Here is a 19,892-nt window from a genome sequence, read left to right as displayed (position 1 = left end):
GCACGCCGACACCGCGCCGTGCGGGCAGGGGCCGACGGCGGCTGTCAGTCTCCCTCGGTCGGCGTCCTGTCTTCGGACCGGGGCTCGGGCCGCCGACGGAACGCGAGGGCCACGCCCACGACGACCAGGGGGGCCAGGACCGCGATCCAGGGCGAGAGCAGCCCGCTCACTTCTTTACCCAGCCGTCGGCCACGAAAGCATCCCGGTCGCGGCCACGCTGGGTGTCCAGCAGCTTCTTCCCGCCACCGGCGGCCCGCACCTGGATGCGGCCCACCCAGACACCGAGGCCCCGGGTGAGACCGTCGGTGGCGGCGGTAAGGCGCAGCTGCACCTCGCCGGTGAGCGGTGATCCACCTGCCACCAGCGGGAACGTGGCGTCCCACCGGGCTCGCCGGCCCCATCCTGTCAGGGAGCCGATGGGGGCGCCGATGGTGCCGGAATCCTTCGAGGTGAGGGTGCCGGCCAAGGGCGTCCAGGTGCTGCCGTCATCGGCCGAGGCCTCCACGGTGAGCAGGTCATACGCCTCCTCGAGGTGGTAGAACAGCTCGGCGGTGAGCTCTGCCGGCCCGTTGCTGTCGTTGGCCTTCCCTCCCCTGCCGCGACCGCCCGTGCCCAGGTCCAGGGCCGCGGTGAGGGTGGCGACGGTGCCGTCGACGTGGCCGGCGTGCCAGCCGTCGCGCACCTTCTTCGGGACGATGCCCAGTGAGTGGGCAACGCAGGTGGAGATCTCACGCCGGGTCACCGAGGTGGTGGACCATTCGCGGGTGGGGTGCACCGAGTTGGCCAGCATGATCACGATGGTGTCGGTGAGCGGGTCGATCACCAGGGAGGTCCCGGTGAAGCCGGTGTGCGCACCGCTGTAGGGGCTGGTGAGGCCGGCGTGGTAGTACCAGGCGGCCAGCTCCGGGCCCAGGCCGCGGCGAGCCCCGCCGGGCCCGGTGACCTCGGCGATGCGGTCGGTGAACATGTCCTGGACGGTGCTCGTCTGGAGCACCCGCGCCCCGCCGTAGGTGCCGCCGTTGAGGAACATCTGGGCGAAGACGGCCAGGTCCCGGGCGGTGGAGAACACCCCGGCGTGACCGGCCACCCCGCCGAGTGAGTAGGCGTTCTCGTCGTGCACATGGCCGCGCACCAGCTCGCCGGTGACGGTCATGTACTCGGTGGCAGCGATGCGGTCCAGCAGCTCCGCGGGCGGGTTGTACATGGTCTCGGTCATGCCCAGCGGTGCAGTGATGTTCTCCTGCACGAACACGTCCAGGCCCTGCCCGGAGATCACCTCGACCACCTGCCCGAGGGCGATCAGGCCGAGGTCGCTGTACACGTACTTCGTGCCCGGTACGGCGGTGGGCTTCACCGTCAGAGCCGCGTCGATGCGGGAGGGCACATCCGGGTAGGCCTGCCACAGGTTGATGAAGGGCGGCAGCCCTCCCACGTGGGTGAGCAGGTGCTGGATGGTCACCTGCTCCTTGCCGTTCTCGCCGAAGCGCGGCAGATGGGAGGCGACGGTGTCCTCGAGCGAGAGCTGCCCGCGCTCCACGAGCTGCATCACCGCGGTGGCGGTGAACAGCTTGGAGATGGAGGCCAGATCGTAGATGGTGTCCTGCCGCGCGGGGACCCACTGGTCCTCGGGCAGCTGCTCGGTGGGGTCCTTCCAGCGCAGGGCGTAGCCGTCGGCATGCTCGTAGGCGATGCGGCCCTGGGACGCCACCAGCAGGGAGGTCCCGGAGAAGCGCGGCGGGTCGTTGTCGAGGCCGGCACGGATGATGCCGGGCAGCTGATCCAGCACATCCGGGTCCAGTCCCACGGAGCGGGGGTTGCCCTCGCGCACAGGGCGGTCACTGGAGCCGGAGCGATCCCACGGATCGGGCAGGTCGCCGCCGTTCGCGCCCTGCCCGTCGGTGCCAGCGCCTTTCTTCGCGCGGGCATTGCGCGGGGTGGGCTTGTCGCGGCCGCTGCCCTTCTCCGCGGGGTCGGCGAGCGCGGCGGGGATGGCAGCTCCGACGCCGAACGTGATCGCGGTCCCGGCCACTGCTGCTCGGCGGGTTAGGGGATGGGGGGTGTGATCGGACATCATCGTCTCCTCGTGCTAGTGGCCCGCGTCACGTTACATGATGTCCGGGCACATCCGTGGCCCCATCCCGCCTCCCGAGCCCCGTACCACCCCGGGCCCTACCGCTCCGGCGGCCATAGCGGCGCTCCATGCGTGACGGGTCTATGCACATGGTCCCCTTACGGCCTCCGGCCAGAGGGATTGGTACGCAACCGCATCAGACCGGCGATCGCGAGCCCGATGGAGACCAGAGCCCCGAGCCCTCGCAGCACCGTCATGCCGATCGCCACGGCCTGCGGCAGTCCATCTCCTGAAGCATTGCTGGTGACGGCACCGGAGGCGACGGCCCCGGTGGTGACCAGCAGCAGGGCGCCGGTGCGGGCCCTGCCGGGCGGCAGCCGCACGAAGGCGACGATAGCCACGATCATGCAGGCCAGTGCTACGCCGAGGGCTGCCAGCACGATGACTATGTAGACCAGCGACAGTCCCAGCGCGATCCACTGTCCCGGGCTGCTCGCCACCAGGCGGGGCAGCAGCCATCCCGCCCCCTCCAGGAGCCCACCCGCCAGCTGGAGCACCACCAGGATGGCCGCCAGGCGAGACAGTGCCGTCACCGGTACCGGCTTCGCGACCGGTGGCGGAGCTCGCCCGTGCCACTGGCCCGCGTACTGCTGCTCCGGGCCGTGGCCCGCGTACTGCTGCTGCGGGACGTGGCCCGAGGCGGGAGGCGGGCCGTAGCTCGGTTGAGGCTCGTGGCCAGGGCCGGGCGGCGGGGACGAGTACTGGCTCATGCGCTGGTCCTCAGCTCGAGCACCGGCACGTCCAGGGGGCTGAAGCCCAGCACCTGCCCGTAGAACGACAGCGCCGCCTCGGTGGCGCGGATGATGCTGGAGGCCTTGCGGAAGCCGTGCTGCTCCCCCTCGAACAGGATGTACGCGTGCGGGATGCCCTTGGCGGCGAGCGCATCGCGCACCATCTCGGACTGGCTGGGCGGGACGATGCGGTCCTCGTCGCCCTGCATCAGCAGCACCGGCACCTCGAGCTCGTCCACATGGCTGAGCGGTGCGCGCTCCACGTACAGGTCGCGCCGCTCCGGGTACGGACCCACCAGCTGGTCGATGTAGCGGGACTCGAAGTCGTGGGTGTCCAGGCGGAACTGCTCCAGTTCGGCCACACCGAAGCTGGACACCCCAGCGGCGAAGGCGCTGGTCCGGGTCAGGCACGCCAGAGTGGTCCAGCCTCCCGCGCTGCCGCCCTCGATCGCCAGGCGCTTCCCGTCGGCGATGCCCTGGGCCACCAGGTGGTCCATGACAGCGACGGTGTCGGCCACGTCCACCACGCCCCACTGGCCCTTGAGGCGGTCGCGGTAGGCGCGCCCGTAGCCGGTGGAGCCGCCGTAGTTGACCTCCACCACGCCCAGGCCACGCGAGGTGTAGTAGGCGACCGGCAGGCTCAGCACCGGGGGCACGTGGCCGGTGGGGCCGCCGTGGACGCGGGCGATGAACGGGGGCAGCTCGTCCTCGGGGCCGGTGAAGCGCTCGTGGCGGGGGCGGTACACGATCGCGTGGACCACACCACCGCCCGGCAGGGGCACTTCGATGGCCTCACCGCGGGGCAGCACCGCCTCCTCGGGCGCGTCGGAGCGGGAGGAGCGCAGCAGCTCCAGGGCCGACAGCGAGGCCTCCGGGCCGTCGAGCCGTGCCAGATGGAGGGCGGGGAACTCGGTGGGCGAGGCCCCGAGCAGCACCACCAGGCCGTCCTCGCGCCGCTGTACGGCATCGAACGAGGTCAGCGGGCATTCCAGGGCGCGCAGCTTGCCGGTGGAGACGGTGAGCACAGCGAGGCCGGTGGCGGCCCGACCGTACTGGACCAGGGCATGGTCGGTGTCGATCACCTGGTAGGACGTCGCTCCGATGCTCCACATCGGCTCGGCGAACTCCTGCTCCACCTCCAGCACCTGACGGGCGCCGTCGTCGGCGGACCACACCCACGGGTTCCACCAGCCGGACCGGTCGGAGATGAACATGAGGTGCCCGTCGTCGAGCCATTCGGGCTGCAGCACGGAGGTGGCGGTGTCCCCAGCGATCACCTCACCGGTACCGGCACTGCCGCTGATCAGTGGTGCCACGTGAAGCTCGGTGCCGTCCCACGGCATCTGCGGGTGCTCCCAGCTGATCCACGCCACGTGGGTGCCATCGGGGCTGAGCCGGGGGTGGGCCACGAAGCGGGAGGCGGGCGTGACGCGGCGGATCGCCGAGGGGTCCGCGGCGCCGGAGCCGTCCAGGGGCACCGCGGCGATGTAGCGCTCGATGTGCGGGGCGCCGTCCTCACCGGCCCTGGGGCCCTGCTCGCCGCCCGTGTGGTCCTCGCACACCCACCACACCTCCACGGTGCCGTCGGCGAGCGTGACCGGAATGGGGTCGGCCCAACGCAGGGACGGGCCGTGGGCGCTGGGCACCTCGGGGCCGATGGGGGTGAGCGGGCGTGGCTCCTCGCCCTCGATGAAGGAGTACACGCGCTGATCGACGAAGTTCACGAACACCACGACGGGGCGGTGCTCGGGGTCGTGGGGGTTGTCGGAGCCGTCAGCGACGAGGTCGACCGCGGTGAGGGCCAGCCACGCGGCCCCGCCGTACTCGTGCACCCGGGAGCGGGCGCTGTACGGGGCGGGGAGCACGGTAACCGGTGCGGGGGCTTCTGCAGCGAGGGATTCTGCGACGGGGGCTTCGACGGCAGCCTCGCCCCCCGCAACTCCCTCGACGCCCCCACCAACGCCCGGAAGCGCCAGCGGACCAGGGGTGCGCACGATCGCTGTGCGTCCTTCCTCGGTGGCGATCCCCTCGGTCCACCAGACCTCGTTGCCCACCAGCCGGGGGGAGCCGAGCCGCGTACCGCCGGTAGCCAGCAGCTCAGCGCTGATCGGGGAGGGCCAGGAACCGTGGGGCAGAGTCGTCACCATGGCGACCAGGGTAGGTGACCTGAACCACCCCGGCCGCATCTCCAGCCCCGCATGGCGGGCCATCAACCCTGCCTGGAACCTCGACCCCACGTATAGCATCCTGGGTTTCGTTCCGCTTCCGCCTGGAGTTCCTGACCTGCGAGGAGCGGGAACAGATCGTCGGCCCCGAGAACGCCGCGACCACGCATGATCACGTGTCCCGCTCCCCGCACCACTTGATGGACAAGGCCCACGAGCACTGCTTGCCGGCTCATCCTCGCGGAGCGAACCAGGCCCGGCCTCAGCGATCCTCGCGGGGCGAAGCAGGCCCGGCCTCAGCGATCCTCGCTGTGCGGCACCTGGTCGCCCTCGCCGGGCGCGCGGGCCAGGTCCTGGGGGGCGGTGCGCGGATCCACCGGCGCGCCCGAGAGGTACGCGGCGCGGGCCAGCACGTTCGAGGCGATCGAGGACACGATGATCAGGGCGACCACCGTGAACAGCGTTTTCAGCAGCGTCGCCACATCGAAACCGTCCACCCGGGTGTGCTCCAGGAAGGTGCCCAACACGATCATGGGCAGCCCCAGCCCGGTTGCGGGCGAGAGCACGTTGATCCGGCTCAGGGAGTCGCGGGCGTGGAACATGGACAGCGCCGAGGTGAGCATCCAGAACGCGCCGCCCAGCAGCAGCACCGCCACCAGCGCCGTGAGCACGATATCGAGCACGGAGTTCATCGGCGCCCCCTGGTGAGGATGCGGGCCAGGGCCACGGTGGCGAGGATTCCCAGCACCGAGGCGATCAAGGTGGCATCGACCGACACGGCCGACTCGTTGACCAGACCGATCACCGCGATGATGCCAATCGCGGAGAAGAACACCAGGTCACCGACCACGGCGCGGCTGGCGGCATCGGGAGCGGTGGCAACGCGGAACAGGCCCACCAGGATCGCAGCGCTCAGGATGGCAATGGTCAGCCACAGGATGACGGTCATCGCTCCTCCTCTCCGACGACGGGTTCGCTGGGTGCGACCTCGCGGTGGGGCCCCTCGTCGACGCGGCGGGCCGCTCGCCCGTCGGCGTGGTCGGGGTCGGTGGTGCCGCCGGAGCCGCGCGCCGGGTCGTCCTGGGCGCCGGCGCGGCCGCGGGTGACGCGCAGCAGGCGGTCCTCCATGTCGGTGAGGTCAGCGAGCACCTGCTCCCGGGACTCGGCGAACAGTGCGTGGACGAACAGGCTGGGGTGCTCCGCCTCGGTGCCGTGGGCGGTGCCCACCACCAGCGTGCCCGGGGTGATGGTGATCGAGGAGGCCATCGCGATGATCTCGGCGTCGGTGGTGCATCGCAGCGGGAACTCCACGATCGCCGGGGAGGATTTCGTGCCGCGGCTGTAGGCGCCCTTGGCGACGTCCATGGAGCCCTTGACGATCTCCACCACGATCCACAGCACATAGGTGATGCCGTACCACAGGCGCATCATTCGTTCATCACCGCCTCCACGTAGGAACCGACGTCCAGGAGGTCCGCGGCGCTGGAGTCCACGGCGGGCAGCAGCGCACCGATCCACACGAAGATCGCCAGGGACAGCGCCATCATCGCTGCACCCGGGGCCAGCAGGCGCCAGGGGATCCGCACGTCATCGGGCAGCGGCACGTCGGTTCCACGGCCGGTGGTGGGATCGTCGGGACGGTACACGGTCATGTCCTCGCCCCACGCCAGTCCGCGCCACAGGCGCTGCAGTCCCAGCAGGGAGGCCACGGAGGCGATCACCACGGCGGCCAGGGCGGCCCATCCCAGCAGGGCATCACCGGCGGTGGCCTGCTCGGCGGAGGCCCGCATCAGGCCCACCTTGCCCCACAGCCCGGAGGTGGGCGGCAGGCCCACCAGGCTGAACAGCCCCAGAGCGAGGATGCCCATGGTCCAGGGGTCCCGCCGGGCGAGGCCGGAGAGGTGGTCCAGGTGCCCGGAGCCGTAGGTGTGCTCGATCGCGCCGGTGGTCAGCAGCAGCGCGGACATGGTGACCACGTGGTGGACCAGGTACAGGATGCCGGCGGCGAAGGAGACCTCGGTCAGCAGCACCAGGCCCAGCAGGATGTGGCCCACGCCGGCCACCATCTGGTGGCCCATGGCGCTGCGGATCCGGTTGGTGCCCGCCGTGGAGAACGCCCCCACCAGGATGGTCACGATCACCAGCACCACCAGTACCGACAGGAACGGCAGGCCGTCCTCGAAGGCGATCGCGGTGATGCGGTACATCGCGTACAGGGCGACCTTGGTGTGCAGGGCGGAGAACAGGGCCATGATCCCGGCGGAGGTGGCCGGGTAGGCGCGTGGCAGCCAGGAGTGCACGGGCACCATGCCGCCCTTGACGGCGAGGGCCAGCAGCACCACGGCCAGGGCCGCTGCGGTCACTGTGTTCTCGCTGCCGGCCCCGGCCAGGGCGGCCAGGTTCACGGTGCCGGCGGTGCCGTACACGAAGCCCACGCCGATCACCAGGATGGTGGAGGTCAGCAGGTTGACCAGCACGAAGAGCCGGCCGATGCCCAGGCGGCGCCAGGTGCCGGTGACGGCGATCAGCGCGTAGGAGGGCATCAGCATGACCTCGACCCACACGAACAGGTTGAACAGGTCGCCGGTGAGCAGGGCGCCGTTGACGCCGGCGGTCAGCAGCAGCACCAGGGGCGGCACGAAGCGGTAGCGCGACTCCCCCGTCAGCACCAGGAACACGCTCGCGGCCAGGGTGGAGATGGAGGTCACCAGCAGCATCAGTGCACTGAGCGAGTCCGAGACGAAGGGGATCGCCAGCATGTCCACGTAGCCGCCCACCGCGTGGGACAGCGGCGGCTCGGTGCGGTGGTACAGCAGCAGCCAGATCGAGCCCAGCAGCATCACGATCGGCACCGCGATCAGCAGGGCCACCTCGACGGCGCGCTGCCGCGCCAGCACCAGCAGGCCGGCCCCCAGCAGGGGGATGACCACGAACAGGGGCAGCAGGGAGGGAGCGACGGCAGGGATCATGAGTCTCGCGTCTCCCCCGTCTCGGGGTGCTCGGCCATGTCGTCGTCACGGCCCAGCACGGCCAGGGTCAGCATGAAGATGGTGACCGCCATGGTGATCACGATGGCCGTGAGCACGAAGGCCTGCGGCAGCGGGTCGGCCATCTCGGGGCGGCCGGACACGTCGGTGAGCGGCTCGGCGCGCCAGCCGGGCACCCCGGCGGAGAGCAGGATGAAGTTGGCGGCATGGCTCAGCAGCGTCATGCCGAACACCACGCGCACCATGCTGCGCTGCAGCAGCAGGTACACACCGCCGGTCACCAGCACGGCCACGGTCAGGGAGATGATCATCGTCGTCCGACCTCCTTCGGCCTGATGCCGGAGGTGAGGTGGGAGGTGCGCACACCGACCCGGCGACGATCCGGCAGCGCCTCGCCACGGGTGGTCTCCAGAGGCCCGGGCAGCTCGCCCTCGACGGCCTCGTCGACACGCTCACGGGTGCCCTCCACGGCGTCCTCGGCGCGGGTGCCGCTGTCCACGCCCGATGGAGTGGTGGACGGGGACCCGCTGACGCCCAGCAGGTTGACCGCGATCATGACCAGGCCCAGCACTGCGAGGTACACGCCCACGTCGAAGATCATCGAGGTGGTCAGGTGCACGCCGAACAGGTATCCGTGCAGCGGCTCCAGGAACCCGCCCTTGAGATACCCGAGGAACCCGGCACCCAGGGCCACCACGATGCCGCCGCCGATCAGGTGCAGCGGTACGCGGGGCGGGCCGATCTGACGGTCCGAGGAGGTGGACAGGTACAGCAGCGCCACGATCGCCGAGCCCACCAGGGCGGCGATGAAGCCGCCACCGGGGGCGTTGTGGCCGCGCCAGAACAGCAGGGCGGAGATGACCGCGAGGATCGGGGCCACCACCCTCACCATCAGCTGCAGGGCGGCGGAGTTGCTCCAGGCGGAGGAGATGGCGCGGTGCGCGGCAGTGCCCGCCTCACGCAGCACGGGCTCGCGGTCGTGCTCGGCGCGCTCCACCGCATCGGCGTCGGGGGCGGGCGGCTCGACGGTGCCGGGATCGATGAACCTGTCGCGCACGCTGGAGAGCACCGCGACGATGGCCACCCCGGCCATGCCCAGCACGGACAGCTCGCCCAGGGTGTCCAGTGCACGGAACTCCACCAGGATCACGTTGACGATGTTGTGCCCGCCGGTGATCTCCTCGGCGTTGGCGATGTAGTACTCGGCGACCTCGCTGCGACCGCGGCGGCCCATGAACATGAACGTGCCTGCGCCGGCGGCCAGGCCCACCAGCACGGCGGGCACCAGGGCGCCGCGACGGCCGGAGCGGCCCGAGGCCACGAAGGTGCGCGGCAGGCGCTGCAGCACCAGCATGATCACGATGATGGTCAGCGACTCGACCAGCAGCTGGGTCAGCGTCACGTCGGGGGCGCCCAGCGAGAGGATCTGCACGGTGGCGAGGATGCCCACGGCCGACAGCGACACGGCCGCGCCGATCCGGTCCCGTCGCGTGCACACCACGAGCACGGCGGCGGTGATCAGCACCAGCAGCACCGCGTCGATCGGGCGGTTCAGGTTCGGCTGCAGGGGGGCGAGGTCGTCGAGCACCACGGCCAGGGAGCCCAGCAGCACCGTAGCGAAGGCGATCACGATCGCGGCCAGGTGGCGCATCGGGTCGTCGGAGGCGATGGGCCGCACCAGCACGGCCGCCAGCTTCTCCACGGCGCGATCCACCGCACCCAGCACCCGGGCGCCGTCGTACGGGAAGGGGCGATCCTCGAGCGCGGGGAGGATGCGGCGGCGGCCCAGTGCGATCAGGGTGCCCAGCACGATCACGCCGGCAGTGAGGGCCAGTTCCGGGGTCAGGCCGTGCCAGAAGGCCAGGTGGGGGTCTGCGCCCTCGATGCCCAGGGCGGATTCCATGGCCCGGCCGACGGGGGTGTCCAGCACCCCGACCACCAGCGCGAGCGGCAGGCCCACCAGGATCGGCAGGGCGGCGGGCCACAGCAGCAGCGGCTCGGGGCGGTGCACGTCGGCCGCACGGACGACGGCACCGGTCTCGTCGGCCCGGGCGTCGTCGGCGGGGTCGAGGGCGGGGTCGCGGCCGTCGACGAAGGCGCCCAGCACGATCTTGGCGCAGTAGGCGAAGGTGATCACGCTGGCACCGGCGATGCCGAGGGCCACCACCCAGCCGGTCCAGGCCGCGCCGGGGGCATCGAGCGCGCCGGTGAGCAGGGACTCCTTGGAGACGAAGCCCAGCATCGGCGGCAGCCCGGCCATGGACATGCAGCCCAGAACGGTGACCACGAAGGTGGCCGGCAGTGCGCGCCACATCGCCGGCATGCGGCGCAGTTCGCGGGTGTGCACGGAGTGGTCGATGACGCCGACCATCATGAACAGGCCCGACTTGAACAGGGCGTGGGCGATGGTGTGCACGATGGCGGCGAGGATGGCCAGCTCGGTGCCCACCCCGATCACGGTGACGATCAGGCCCAGCTGGCTGACGGTCGAGTAGGCCATCAGCTTCTTCAGGTCCGACTGCTGGAGGGCCAGGAAGCCGCCCACGAACGCGGTGATCAGGCCCGCGACGATGAGGACCACGTTCCAGGCCGTCACGTCATGGAAGGCGGGGCTGAAGCGCAGTAGCAGGAAGATGCCCGCCTTCACCACCGCGGCGGCGTGCAGGTAGGCGGAGACGGGGGTGGCGGCGGCCATCGCGTCGGGCAGCCACACGTGGAAGGGGAACTGGGCGGACTTGGTGCAGGCCGCGAAGGCGACCAGCAGGGCGATCAGGGTGGTGAAGCCGTCTCCGGGCGCCCACACGTCCGAGGCGAGCACCTCGGAGACCGACGTGGTGCCCAGGCGCCACACCATCAGCGACACCGCGGTCAGCAGCGAGAGCCCGCCCAGGAAGGTGATCAGCAGGGTGCGCATGGAGGCCGCCTGGCCTGCTCCCCCGCTGCGGGCGATCAAAAGGAACGACGCGATCGAGGTGAGTTCCCAGGTGATGAACAGCAGCACCAGGTCGTCGGCCAGCACCAGGGTGACCATCGACAGGGTGAACAGGGCCATCACCAGCGAGAAGCTGAGCTGCCGCCCGGGGTCGAGGTAGCGGGCCGAGTACACGAGCACCACCGCGCCGATCACCAGCGCGATCATCGAGAACACGATGCCCACGCCGTCGGCCTGCAGAGCGAAGTCGACCCCCCATGCGGGTGCCCAGGGGACGGAGAAGGCGGTGGTCGGATCATCGGTGCCGGCCAGCACGGCGGCCGAGGCGGGGATCAGTGCGCCGGCGGCGACGAGGTAGAGGACGGCCAGCACGTAGCAGGCGGCGCGGCCCATCAGCTTGTCGAGCACCGGGGTGAGAGCCACCGTGGCGCCCAGGCTCAGCACCGTCCACAGCACGGACACCATCACCACCCCCGAACAGGGCAGGAGGTGGCATCGTGGCGGGACATGGCCAGCATCTTATCGACTGGTCACAACCTGCCCCAAGACTTCTCCCAGTGATGAGGGGCACCGACGGCCAGGGCCTCCCTCGCGTGCGCGCGAGAGGAATAAGCCTCGGGGGGCGGTGCGGGGACAGTGCGGGCGCCTTGGCGAGCCACGGGGCGGGCGACGCGGGGGTGGCGAGGATCACTGCCGGGCGCACGCCCCCGGGACGGTCTCGCGGCGGGATCCCGCGGGACGCGCCCCCTCAGGATCCCGCAGCGCAGGGTTACGACAGGACCTCGCGGCACGGACCACCTCAGCACCCCTCGTCACGCGAGTGGAGCAGTTCGGTTGTTTCCAGCGTCGGGAAGCGACCGAACTGCTCCACTCATGACGGCGCGGGGTGGGTCAGCCCCGACCGTTCCCCTTGCCGTTGCCCTTCCCCTTGCCGTTCCCGTTCCCGTTGCCGCGCCCCTTGCCCTTGCCGGGCTTGGAGGGCATCACCTGGACCACCGAGGGCTTGGGGCCGGTGCCGTCGTAGTCGGGGAAGTACGAGGTGTGAGCGCCCCACTCGCCATCCTCCCCCGGGTGCTGCACGGAGACGAAGGCGGTGCGGTCCCGGTCGCGCACGATCGGCCCGCAGGTCTCGCCGTCGCGGGGGACGGACAGGAACTGCTCGACGCGGCCGCGGGCCTCGCCGTCCAGGGTCACGCGGAACAGGCCGTCGTTGTAGCCGATGCCGGAGGGCTGGCCATCGGTGGAGATCCACAGGTTGCCCACCGAGTCGAAGGCCAGGTTGTCGGGGCAGGAGATCGGGGAGACCTGATCCTCGGGGAAGCCACCGAAGTAGGTGCCCTGATCGGTCTCCGGATCGCCGCACACCAGCAGCAGGTTCCAGGCGAAGGAGGTGGAGGTCTGGTCGCCCAGCTCGTCGATCTCGATCACATGGCCGTCGCGGTTGGCGGTGCGGGGGTTGGCCTCATCGGGGCCGGCGTTGGCGCCCACGCCGCGGTTGGAGTTGTTGGTGCAGGCCACGTACACGCGCCGGGTGTGGACAGAGGGCTCGACGTCCTCGCAGCGGTCCATCTTGGTGGGGCCCACGGCGTCGGCCGCGAGGCGGGTGTGGACCAGCACCTGCTCCACGGTGAAGCCGGGCACCTGGGAGGCCCCGTCCAGCACCAGGGGCAGCCACTGGCCGGTGCCGTCGAACGCACCGTCGGAGGGCAGGTCCCCGGAGCCGTCGATCTCGGCGGCCGGGGAGTTGCCGTCGAAGCGGGCGACGTACAGGTCGCCCTCCTCCAGCAGGGTCATGTTGTGCGCGCGATCGCCCTCGACGTACTTCTTGGCGGAGACGAACTTGTACAGGTAGTCGAAGCGCTCGTCGTCACCGGAGTAGGCGACCACGCGGCCGTCCTCGGCGATGATCACGTTGGCGCCCTCGTGCTTGAAGCGGCCCAGGGCGGTGTGCTTCTTCGGCGTGGAGGTGGGGTCCCAGGGATCCACCTCGACGATGTAGCCGAAGCGGTTGGCCTCGTTCCGGTAGCCCTCGTTGCGGGTGTCGAAGCGCTCGTGGGCGTTCTCCCAGCCGCGGGCGGTGGGGGCGTCGGCCAGCCCGTAGCGCTTCTCCTCGGCGGTGGTGCCGGGTGCGCGGAAGTAGGAGTGGAAGTTCTCCTCGCCCGAGAGCAGGGTGCCCCACGGGGTGAGACCGCCGGCGCAGTTGCCCAGGGTGCCCAGCACGTGGCGGCCCTCGGGGTCCTCGATGGTGGTGACCAGGTCGGAGCCGGCGGCGGCGCCGGTCAGCTCGAAGGTGTCCGACAGCAGGATGCGGCGGTTCAGCTCGGCCCCGCGCACGTACCGGTACGGGAAGTTGTGGTTCCTGCGCTCCAGCTCCACCACGGTCAGGCCGTGGGCCGCCATGCCCACCTCGATGACCTCCTCGGCGCTCATGGTGGGCGGAAACATGATGTTCTCGTTGGTGTACTCGTGGTTCACGAACATCACCGCGCGGCGACCGTTCGTGCCGGGCACCTCCTGGATCTCGGTGTAGTCGTTGTTGTAGCCGAACTGAAGGTTCTGCGCCTCGGCGCTCTGGGCGTGCCAGTCGAACTCCGGTGCGTCCTCGAAGATCGGGTCGCCCCAGCGGATGATCGGGTGCCAGGTGAAGCCCTCGGGAACGGTGAACTCGTCGGCCGCGGCGTCCACGGGTGCGATCGGGGTGAACACCAGCTCGGAGCCGTTCGGGGCGGCGTCGGGCCTGCCGCCCTTGCCCTTCCCGTTCCCCTTCCCGGGCTTGGCGGCGGCGGGGCCGTCCGCGAGGGCTCCCTGGGTGCCGGCCACGGCGATGGCGATCGCACCGGTGCCGCCGCCGATGAGCGCACGACGGGACAGGGCACCGGCGGCGATGTCGCGGAAGTAGGCGTTGGTGGAGGTGTTGCAGTCGGCACCGATGCACTGGTTGCCGCATTTGAGTGCGCAGGTCACCGCGGAGCGCTTGCCGCGGGTGTGGCCGTCCATGAGCAGGGGGAGGTTCAGACGGGGCATGGGAGGAGCCTTCGTGAGGAGAGAGCGCGACCGTGGCGGGCACGCTGTGGGGCGCGGCCGACGGTCCTCCTCGAAGATGACGGGTGCCTCACGCGACCGTGACAGGGACGTGAACGTCCGGTCTGGAGCCGGCAATGAGTCAGGAACCGGACGGCATGCTCGGACACAGGGGCACCCGGCCTCCCTCGCTCGCTCCGGGCCGCGCGGGCGCGACAAAGCTGGGCGGCGCGCTCCACGGGAGGGGCCGGCCTCGGCGGCCCTCCCCTGCATGCGTTCCGCTCTCAGGCGGCCGGGACGGAGGTGGAGTGCCGCGAGGACCGGGAGGGCAGGCGCGGGGTCTGCACCCACAGTCGGGAGGCGTCCGAGGTGATCGCCATGACGCCGAGCGCGGAGGCGCCGGCACCCACCAGCAGGGCATGGGCGGCGTCGCTCCCGGCGGTGGAGGCCACCAGCAGGCGCAGCACCGCATCGGCGGTGAACAGCGCCATCAGGCCCACGCGGGCCCAGCGGCTGCGTCGGAACACCCCGATCACCAGCGCGACGAGCGCTCCCACGAACACCGAGACCTGGATCAGCTCCGTCGGCTCGGGGAACACCAGGAAGGCGTCGGCGAACAGCATCGACAGGTCCTCCCCCAGTGCCCGGGCCACCCATTGGGCGATCACCGGGATCGTCTGCAGCAGCACCAGGGCGGCGGTGAAGACGACGGTGGGCGGCGGCAGGTGATGGTCGGCCGCGCCGGAGATGGTCTCGTGCAGGTCGTCGAGGGTCTCGTGCCAGGCACCGGCCAGGTCGGGGCGGGTGGCAGGCTGCCGCCCGCTCGCGTCGGAGCGCAGCCGCAGTGCCCTGTGGGCGGAGGAGACGGCGCGGGCCCGCCACACGCTGGTGCCGGTGGGCCGGTGCCGCTGCAGCATCATCGCGGTGGCGCCGTCGGAGCGCGCAGCGGCCCCGGCCACGTCGATGATCGGCAGGTCGCCGTCGGTGCGGATCCGGTCGCCCTGGCCGTTGCGGTGGTGGTAGGCAGCGGAGAACTCACGGATCACCTCCACCTGCACCCGGGGGTCGGCGTAGCGCACGGTGTCGATCACGTAGTCGCGCTCCACGTCGATGTTCTCGTCGATGCGGTGGGTGAACTGGAGGGTGAAGAAGGAGAAGCCGACGGCGCGGTCGTAGGTGCCGGCGGCCAGCCAGTCGGCCCGGTACCCGCCGGGCAGGGAGAAGCTGCGCGGCATCCTCCAGAAGCGCACGTGGTGGCGCTTGGCGGTGGTGCCGCCCACCTCCTGCTGGTACGTGAAGTCGTGCCGCCGCCCCATCAGGAACAGGTCCGAGACGGGCGCCTCCGGGTAGGAGCGGCGCAGCAGCGTGGCCCGCACCATGTCCCAGGCCGAGCCCACGGTGCGCTCCTCGGCGAGCACCCAGCCGGCCCGGCGCATGGCCACGTGCAGATCGGCCTCGTCGCCGTCGAAGGCCAGGTTGATCGGGTCCGACAGCACGCCCTCGACGGTGCGGGTGCGGCCGATGAAGTAGTCCGGCAGGTAGATCCAGGTCATCAGCTGGTGCAGGCGAGGCAGCGCGATGTACGTCAGCAGCAGCCAGAAGCCCACCAGGTACAGCATCCGCACCGGGGTGAGCGAGAAGCCCTCCAGCAGGTACAGGCCGGCCAGCCACACCGACAGCACCAGGCCCGCCACGATGAACAGGGTGTCCAGCAGCCCGTACAGCTCGAAGCCGCCCCGGATCGGGGCGTGGCCGCGCTGGTGGTCGTAGTGCGGCTGCTCGGCGGGGACGGGCCGGTCCAGCGGCGCCAGCCGCGGCTGCCGGGCCGGGGTCATCGCGCCGCCCCCGGGCGGGCCGGATGCGCCGCCGCCTGGGCACCGGTTCGGATCATGGGGCCATCGTAGGGTGGTCCGCAGCGCTCGAGGATCCGGAGGAGACCATGCCCGCCAGCCCCACCCTCACCTTCCACGACGGCCGTTCCATCCCCCAGCTGGGCTACGGCGTCTACAAGGTCGACTCCGACGTCGCTGCCGACATCACCGGCCAGGCCTTCGCGGCCGGCTACCGGCACGTGGACACCGCGAAGCTCTACGACAACGAGGAGGGCGTGGGCCGGGCGGTCCGCGATTCCGGGCTGCCGCGCCAGGAGCTGTTCGTGACCACCAAGCTGTGGAACGACGCCCACCGCTTCGACGACGCGATCGCCGCCTGCGAAGCGTCATTGGAGCGCCTGGACCTGGAGTACGTGGACCTGTTCCTGATCCACTGGGCGCTCCCTCAGCAGGGTCTGTACCTGGAGGCGTGGAAGGCGCTGATCGAACTGCAGCGGCGCGGCCTGACGCGCTCCATCGGCGTCTCCAACTTCCCCCTCCCCCAGCTGGAGGAGATCATCGAGGCCACCGGGGTGGTCCCGGTGATCCACCAGATCGAGCTGCACCCCTACTTCCAGCAGCGGGAGCTGCGCGCCTTCCACGACGAGCACCGGATCCTCACGCAGGCCTGGGGGCCTCTGGGGCAGGGCAGGAGCGATCTGCTGGAGAACGAGGCGATCACCGCGATCGCCCAGGCGCACGGCGCCACCCCCGCCCAGGTGGTGCTGGCCTGGCACCTGGCGCGCGGGATCGTGGCGATACCGAAGTCCGTCACCCCCTCGCGGATCGTGGAGAACCTGGGATCGGTGCAGCTGCGCCTGGCCGAGGACGAGCTGGTGCGGATCGACGAGCTGGACCGGGCGGACGGCCGCGCCGGCCGCGACCCTGCTGACTCAGGGCACTGAGACCCTGCCCTGTCAGGCAGCTCCGCTCGGGCGAGGCGGCCGCTCGCGCCTGTCCCAGCGGCGGCGGCCTCAGTAGTACACGGCCAGCGGCCCGTTGGGTCCCTCGACCACCTGCACGGGGGTGTTGAACACGCGCGAGAGCACGGCGCCGTCCATGATCGTCTCCACCGGGCCGTGCTCGACCACGGCGCCGTCCTTCATCGCGATGATGTGGTCGGCGTAGTGCGCGGCGAAGTTGATGTCGTGCAGCACCACCACGATGGTGCGGCCCAGCTCGCGGGCGGCATCGCGCAGGCGGCCCATCATCTGCACGCTGTGCTGCATGTCGAGGTTGTTCAGCGGCTCGTCCAGCAGCACGTACTCGGTGTCCTGGGCCAGCACCATGGCCACGTACGCGCGCTGCCGCTGACCGCCGGAGAGCTGGTCGAGGTAGCGGTCCTCGAGCTCCTCGAGGTTCAGGAAGTCGATGGCCTCGCTGATCTTCTGCTCGTCCAGGGCGGTCAGGCGCCCCTTCGAGTAGGGGAAGCGGCCGAACCCCACCAGCTGCCGCACGGTGAGGCGAGTGATGAAGTGGTTCTCCTGGCGCAGCACCGAGAGCACCTTGGCGAGGTCCTTGGAAGCGGTGGAGGACACGTCGTACCCGGCCACCTCGATCGCGCCCTCGTCGATGCCGAGCAGGCGCCCCACCATGGTGAGCAAGGTGGACTTGCCGGCACCGTTGGGCCCCACCAGGGCGGTCACGCCGCCCGAGGGGATCTCGATGGAGACCGGGCCGATCTCCACGGTGCCCGAGCTTGAGACGTACCGCTTGCGCACGGTGTCGATGGTGATCACAGGCGCCCCTTCCGCATGATGACGGCGAGGAACACGGTCCCGCCGACGAGCTCGATGATGATGGAGACGACTCCCTGGGCGTAGAACACGTGGTTCATCACGAAGTACGCCCCGGCCAGCACCACGAAGCCCATCAGCACGCCCACGGGCAGCAGGCGGCGGTGGTCGTGGGTGCCGGCGGCCTGGTAGGTGAGGGTGGCGACCAGGAAGCCGAAGAAGGTCATGGGTCCGATCAGGGCCGTGGAGACCGCCATCAGCACGGAGACCAGCACCAGGGTGTAGATGGTCTGGCGTCCGTGGTCCACCCCGATGTTGATGCACACGTCCCGCCCCAGGGCGATCACGTTGAGGGTGCGGGCGTTCAGCCAGATCAGCACCCCGGCCGTCAGGCACAGCGGGATCGCGTACGGGAGGTACTCGACCTCCGCGTTGGTGACCGAGCCGAACAGGCGGGCGGTGAGCACGTCGAACTCGCTGGGGGTCAGTAGGCGCTGCATGAAGGAGGAGACCGATCCCAGCCCCCCACCGATGATGATGCCGATCAGCAGCATCACCTGCATGTTCGCGTAGCGCCCGCGCAGCAGCCAGCCGTACAGCAGCACCGACAGTGCCACCATGATCGCCACCTGCGCGAGGAACTGCCCGGCGCCCTGCAGGGCCACCACCCCGGCCACGCCCAGGAAGTAGATGGTGCCGGTCTGGATCACCGTGTACAGGGACTCGAAGCCCATGATCGACGGGGTGAGGATGCGGTTGTTGGTGACGGTCTGGAAGGCGATGGTGGCGGTGGCCTGGCAGAACGCGGCGATCAGCATCACCAGCAGGGAGGTGGCGCGCAGCTCGGCGATCAGCCAGAAGCCGCGGGAGCCGGGCGGCATGGGGTTGTCCACGGCGAGCAGGCCGAAGCCGAAGGCCAGCGCCAGCACCGCCAGTCCCGCCACCACGATCCAATAGCGGCGCCGGGATGAGGCACCCGGGAACGCCCCGGAGCTGCCGCGGGTGCGCGCGGCACCGGCCCCTGCCCCGGCCGATGTCCCGGCCGCTCCGCCTCGGTCCTTGCGGCGCGCAGCCCAGCGGTTGCCCTGGCGGGAGGTGGGCGCGCCCATCGCATCCAGGTCCACCGCGGTGTCGGTGGGGGCGGTGGAGACGTCGGCCGCGCCGTCGGCGGGCGGGGACCCGAGGCGGCGCGGGTTCATGGGGTACGGGTCGCGGTCAGCCACGGCGACGCTGCCTGAGGATCATGGCGATGAACACGGCCGCGCCCACGATCCCCAGGATCAGGGAGACGGGCACCTCGAACGGCATGATGATGGTGCGTCCGATCAGGTCGCACACGGTGACCACGGCGATGCCCAGCAGGCACACCCAGGGCAGGTTCGAGCGCAGGTCGTCCCCGCGGATCATGGAGACCACGTTGGGCACGATCAGGCCCAGGAACGGCAGGTTCCCCACCACCACGGTGACCACACCGGTGGCGATGGCCACCAGGCCGGTGCCCAGCAGCACCACCTGCTGGTAGTTCACGCCGACATTCGTGGCGATGTCCTCGCCCAGGCCCGCCACGGTGAGGCGATCGGCCACGAAGAACACCGCGACGCCCACCGCCAGCACGATCCACAGCACCTCGTACTGACCGCGCAGCACGGAGGTGAAGGACCCGGCGAACCACACGCCGAGGTTCTGCAGGGCGTCGAACTGCAGGGCCACGAAGCTGGAGATCGAGCTGACCACCGCGCCCAGCATGATGCCGATGATCGGCACGATCAGCGAGCTGCGCAGCGTGACCCGTCGCAGGAACACGAAGAACACCATGGTGCCCACGAACGCGAACACGATCGCCACCACCATGCGGGTGAGGATCGAGGCCGACGGCGCCGCGATCATCACCAGGATCAGCCCCAGCCCCGCCCATTCGGTGGTGCCGGTGGTGGAGGGCTCCACGAAGCGGTTCTGCGTCATCAGCTGCATGATCAGCCCCGACATGGCCATCGCGGCACCGGCCAGCACCAGGGCCACGGTGCGGGGGACGCGGGTGATGGCGAACATCTGGCGGCCGCCCTCGGCACCGAACACGTCGTACACCCCGGTCAGCAGGGAGGCGAGCAGCAGGGCGCCCACCACGGCGATGCCGATCAGCAGCTTCCAGTCGAGGAGCTTCTCGCGCCCGCGCCTCCTTCCGGGGGGAGCGTCGGACGTGGTGGTGGCAGTGGACATCAGGGCACCTGGCAACGAGCGGGACGGGGGCGGACGCACCGCACGGCGGGGGGGCGCCCCGGCCCCCCCCCTGGGGCGGAGGCCCCGAGCCCGCAACCACC

The 19,892-nt window shown here is 70.8% G+C and carries 15 protein-coding genes; 1 reads left to right on the top strand and 14 read right to left on the bottom strand.

The annotated features are described in order from the left end of the window. Nucleotides 1-166: 166 nt before the first annotated feature. The 11 genes from M3B01_RS11660 to M3B01_RS11610 form a co-directional block, all read right to left on the bottom strand. Complete coding sequence (locus tag M3B01_RS11660) at nt 167-2,071, bottom strand: serine hydrolase (RefSeq protein WP_259792261.1); 1,905 nt, start codon at nt 2,069-2,071, stop codon at nt 167-169. A 158-nt stretch (nt 2,072-2,229) separates the two neighbouring features. Next, nucleotides 2,230-2,841 carry a hypothetical protein gene (locus M3B01_RS11655; RefSeq protein WP_259792260.1) on the bottom strand — a complete coding sequence of 204 codons (612 nt, stop codon included), beginning with the start codon at nt 2,839-2,841 and terminating at the stop codon, nt 2,230-2,232. After that, on the bottom strand, nt 2,838-5,009 hold the full coding sequence (locus M3B01_RS11650) for a prolyl oligopeptidase family serine peptidase (protein ID WP_259792258.1): 2,172 nt from the start codon (nt 5,007-5,009) through the stop codon (nt 2,838-2,840). Before M3B01_RS11650 ends, M3B01_RS11655 begins: the two co-directional genes overlap by 4 nt. Before the next feature lie 314 nt (nt 5,010-5,323). Next, nucleotides 5,324-5,719, bottom strand: coding sequence for a monovalent cation/H(+) antiporter subunit G (locus M3B01_RS11645; protein WP_259792256.1), 396 nt, complete (start codon nt 5,717-5,719; stop codon nt 5,324-5,326). After that, on the bottom strand, nt 5,716-5,976 hold the full coding sequence (locus M3B01_RS11640) for a monovalent cation/H+ antiporter complex subunit F (RefSeq protein WP_259792254.1): 261 nt from the start codon (nt 5,974-5,976) through the stop codon (nt 5,716-5,718). Before M3B01_RS11640 ends, M3B01_RS11645 begins: the two co-directional genes overlap by 4 nt. Beyond that, on the bottom strand, nt 5,973-6,455 hold the full coding sequence (locus M3B01_RS11635) for a Na+/H+ antiporter subunit E (RefSeq protein ID WP_259792253.1): 483 nt from the start codon (nt 6,453-6,455) through the stop codon (nt 5,973-5,975). The genes M3B01_RS11640 and M3B01_RS11635 overlap by 4 nt, the downstream gene beginning before the upstream one ends. Beyond that, on the bottom strand, nt 6,455-7,996 hold the full coding sequence (locus tag M3B01_RS11630; protein ID WP_259792252.1) for a monovalent cation/H+ antiporter subunit D family protein: 1,542 nt from the start codon (nt 7,994-7,996) through the stop codon (nt 6,455-6,457). Before M3B01_RS11630 ends, M3B01_RS11635 begins: the two co-directional genes overlap by 1 nt. Beyond that, a complete protein-coding gene (locus tag M3B01_RS11625; RefSeq protein WP_017823398.1) occupies nt 7,993-8,325 on the bottom strand; it encodes a Na+/H+ antiporter subunit C in 333 nt (110 codons plus the stop codon). The genes M3B01_RS11630 and M3B01_RS11625 overlap by 4 nt, the downstream gene beginning before the upstream one ends. Next, nucleotides 8,322-11,411, bottom strand: a complete 3,090-nt coding sequence (locus M3B01_RS11620; RefSeq protein WP_259792265.1) for a DUF4040 family protein — start codon at nt 11,409-11,411, stop codon at nt 8,322-8,324. Before M3B01_RS11620 ends, M3B01_RS11625 begins: the two co-directional genes overlap by 4 nt. A 426-nt stretch (nt 11,412-11,837) precedes the next feature. Continuing rightward, nucleotides 11,838-13,970 carry a PhoX family phosphatase gene (locus M3B01_RS11615; protein ID WP_259792251.1) on the bottom strand — a complete coding sequence of 711 codons (2,133 nt, stop codon included), beginning with the start codon at nt 13,968-13,970 and terminating at the stop codon, nt 11,838-11,840. Between the two features lie 281 nt (nt 13,971-14,251). Next, on the bottom strand, nt 14,252-15,802 hold the full coding sequence (locus M3B01_RS11610) for an LssY C-terminal domain-containing protein (RefSeq protein WP_259792250.1): 1,551 nt from the start codon (nt 15,800-15,802) through the stop codon (nt 14,252-14,254). Between the two features lie 104 nt (nt 15,803-15,906). On the opposite strand from M3B01_RS11610, the gene M3B01_RS11605 reads away from it, so the two are divergent. Continuing rightward, on the top strand, nt 15,907-16,743 hold the full coding sequence (locus tag M3B01_RS11605; RefSeq protein ID WP_259792249.1) for an aldo/keto reductase: 837 nt from the start codon (nt 15,907-15,909) through the stop codon (nt 16,741-16,743). A 69-nt stretch (nt 16,744-16,812) separates the two neighbouring features. Here M3B01_RS11605 and M3B01_RS11600 read toward each other — a convergent pair whose 3' ends face one another. From M3B01_RS11600 to M3B01_RS11590, 3 genes are read right to left on the bottom strand one after another with little or no spacing between them, the layout of a single operon-like run. Next, nucleotides 16,813-17,577, bottom strand: coding sequence for an ATP-binding cassette domain-containing protein (locus tag M3B01_RS11600; RefSeq protein ID WP_311203228.1), 765 nt, complete (start codon nt 17,575-17,577; stop codon nt 16,813-16,815). Further along, the gene (locus tag M3B01_RS11595; protein ID WP_396121466.1) at nt 17,574-18,773 is read right to left on the bottom strand and encodes an iron chelate uptake ABC transporter family permease subunit; all 1,200 of its coding nucleotides are present in this window, start codon (nt 18,771-18,773) and stop codon (nt 17,574-17,576) included. The genes M3B01_RS11600 and M3B01_RS11595 overlap by 4 nt, the downstream gene beginning before the upstream one ends. 16 nt (nt 18,774-18,789) lie before the next feature. Beyond that, nucleotides 18,790-19,791 carry an ABC transporter permease gene (locus M3B01_RS11590; RefSeq protein ID WP_259792247.1) on the bottom strand — a complete coding sequence of 334 codons (1,002 nt, stop codon included), beginning with the start codon at nt 19,789-19,791 and terminating at the stop codon, nt 18,790-18,792. Between the last annotated feature and the right edge of the window lie 101 nt (nt 19,792-19,892).

It is taken from the genome of Brachybacterium sp. p3-SID957 (assembly GCF_025144775.1).
GTDB classification, from domain to species: Bacteria; Actinomycetota; Actinomycetes; order Actinomycetales; family Dermabacteraceae; genus Brachybacterium; species Brachybacterium epidermidis.
This window is presented reverse-complemented; position numbering and strand designations above follow the sequence as displayed.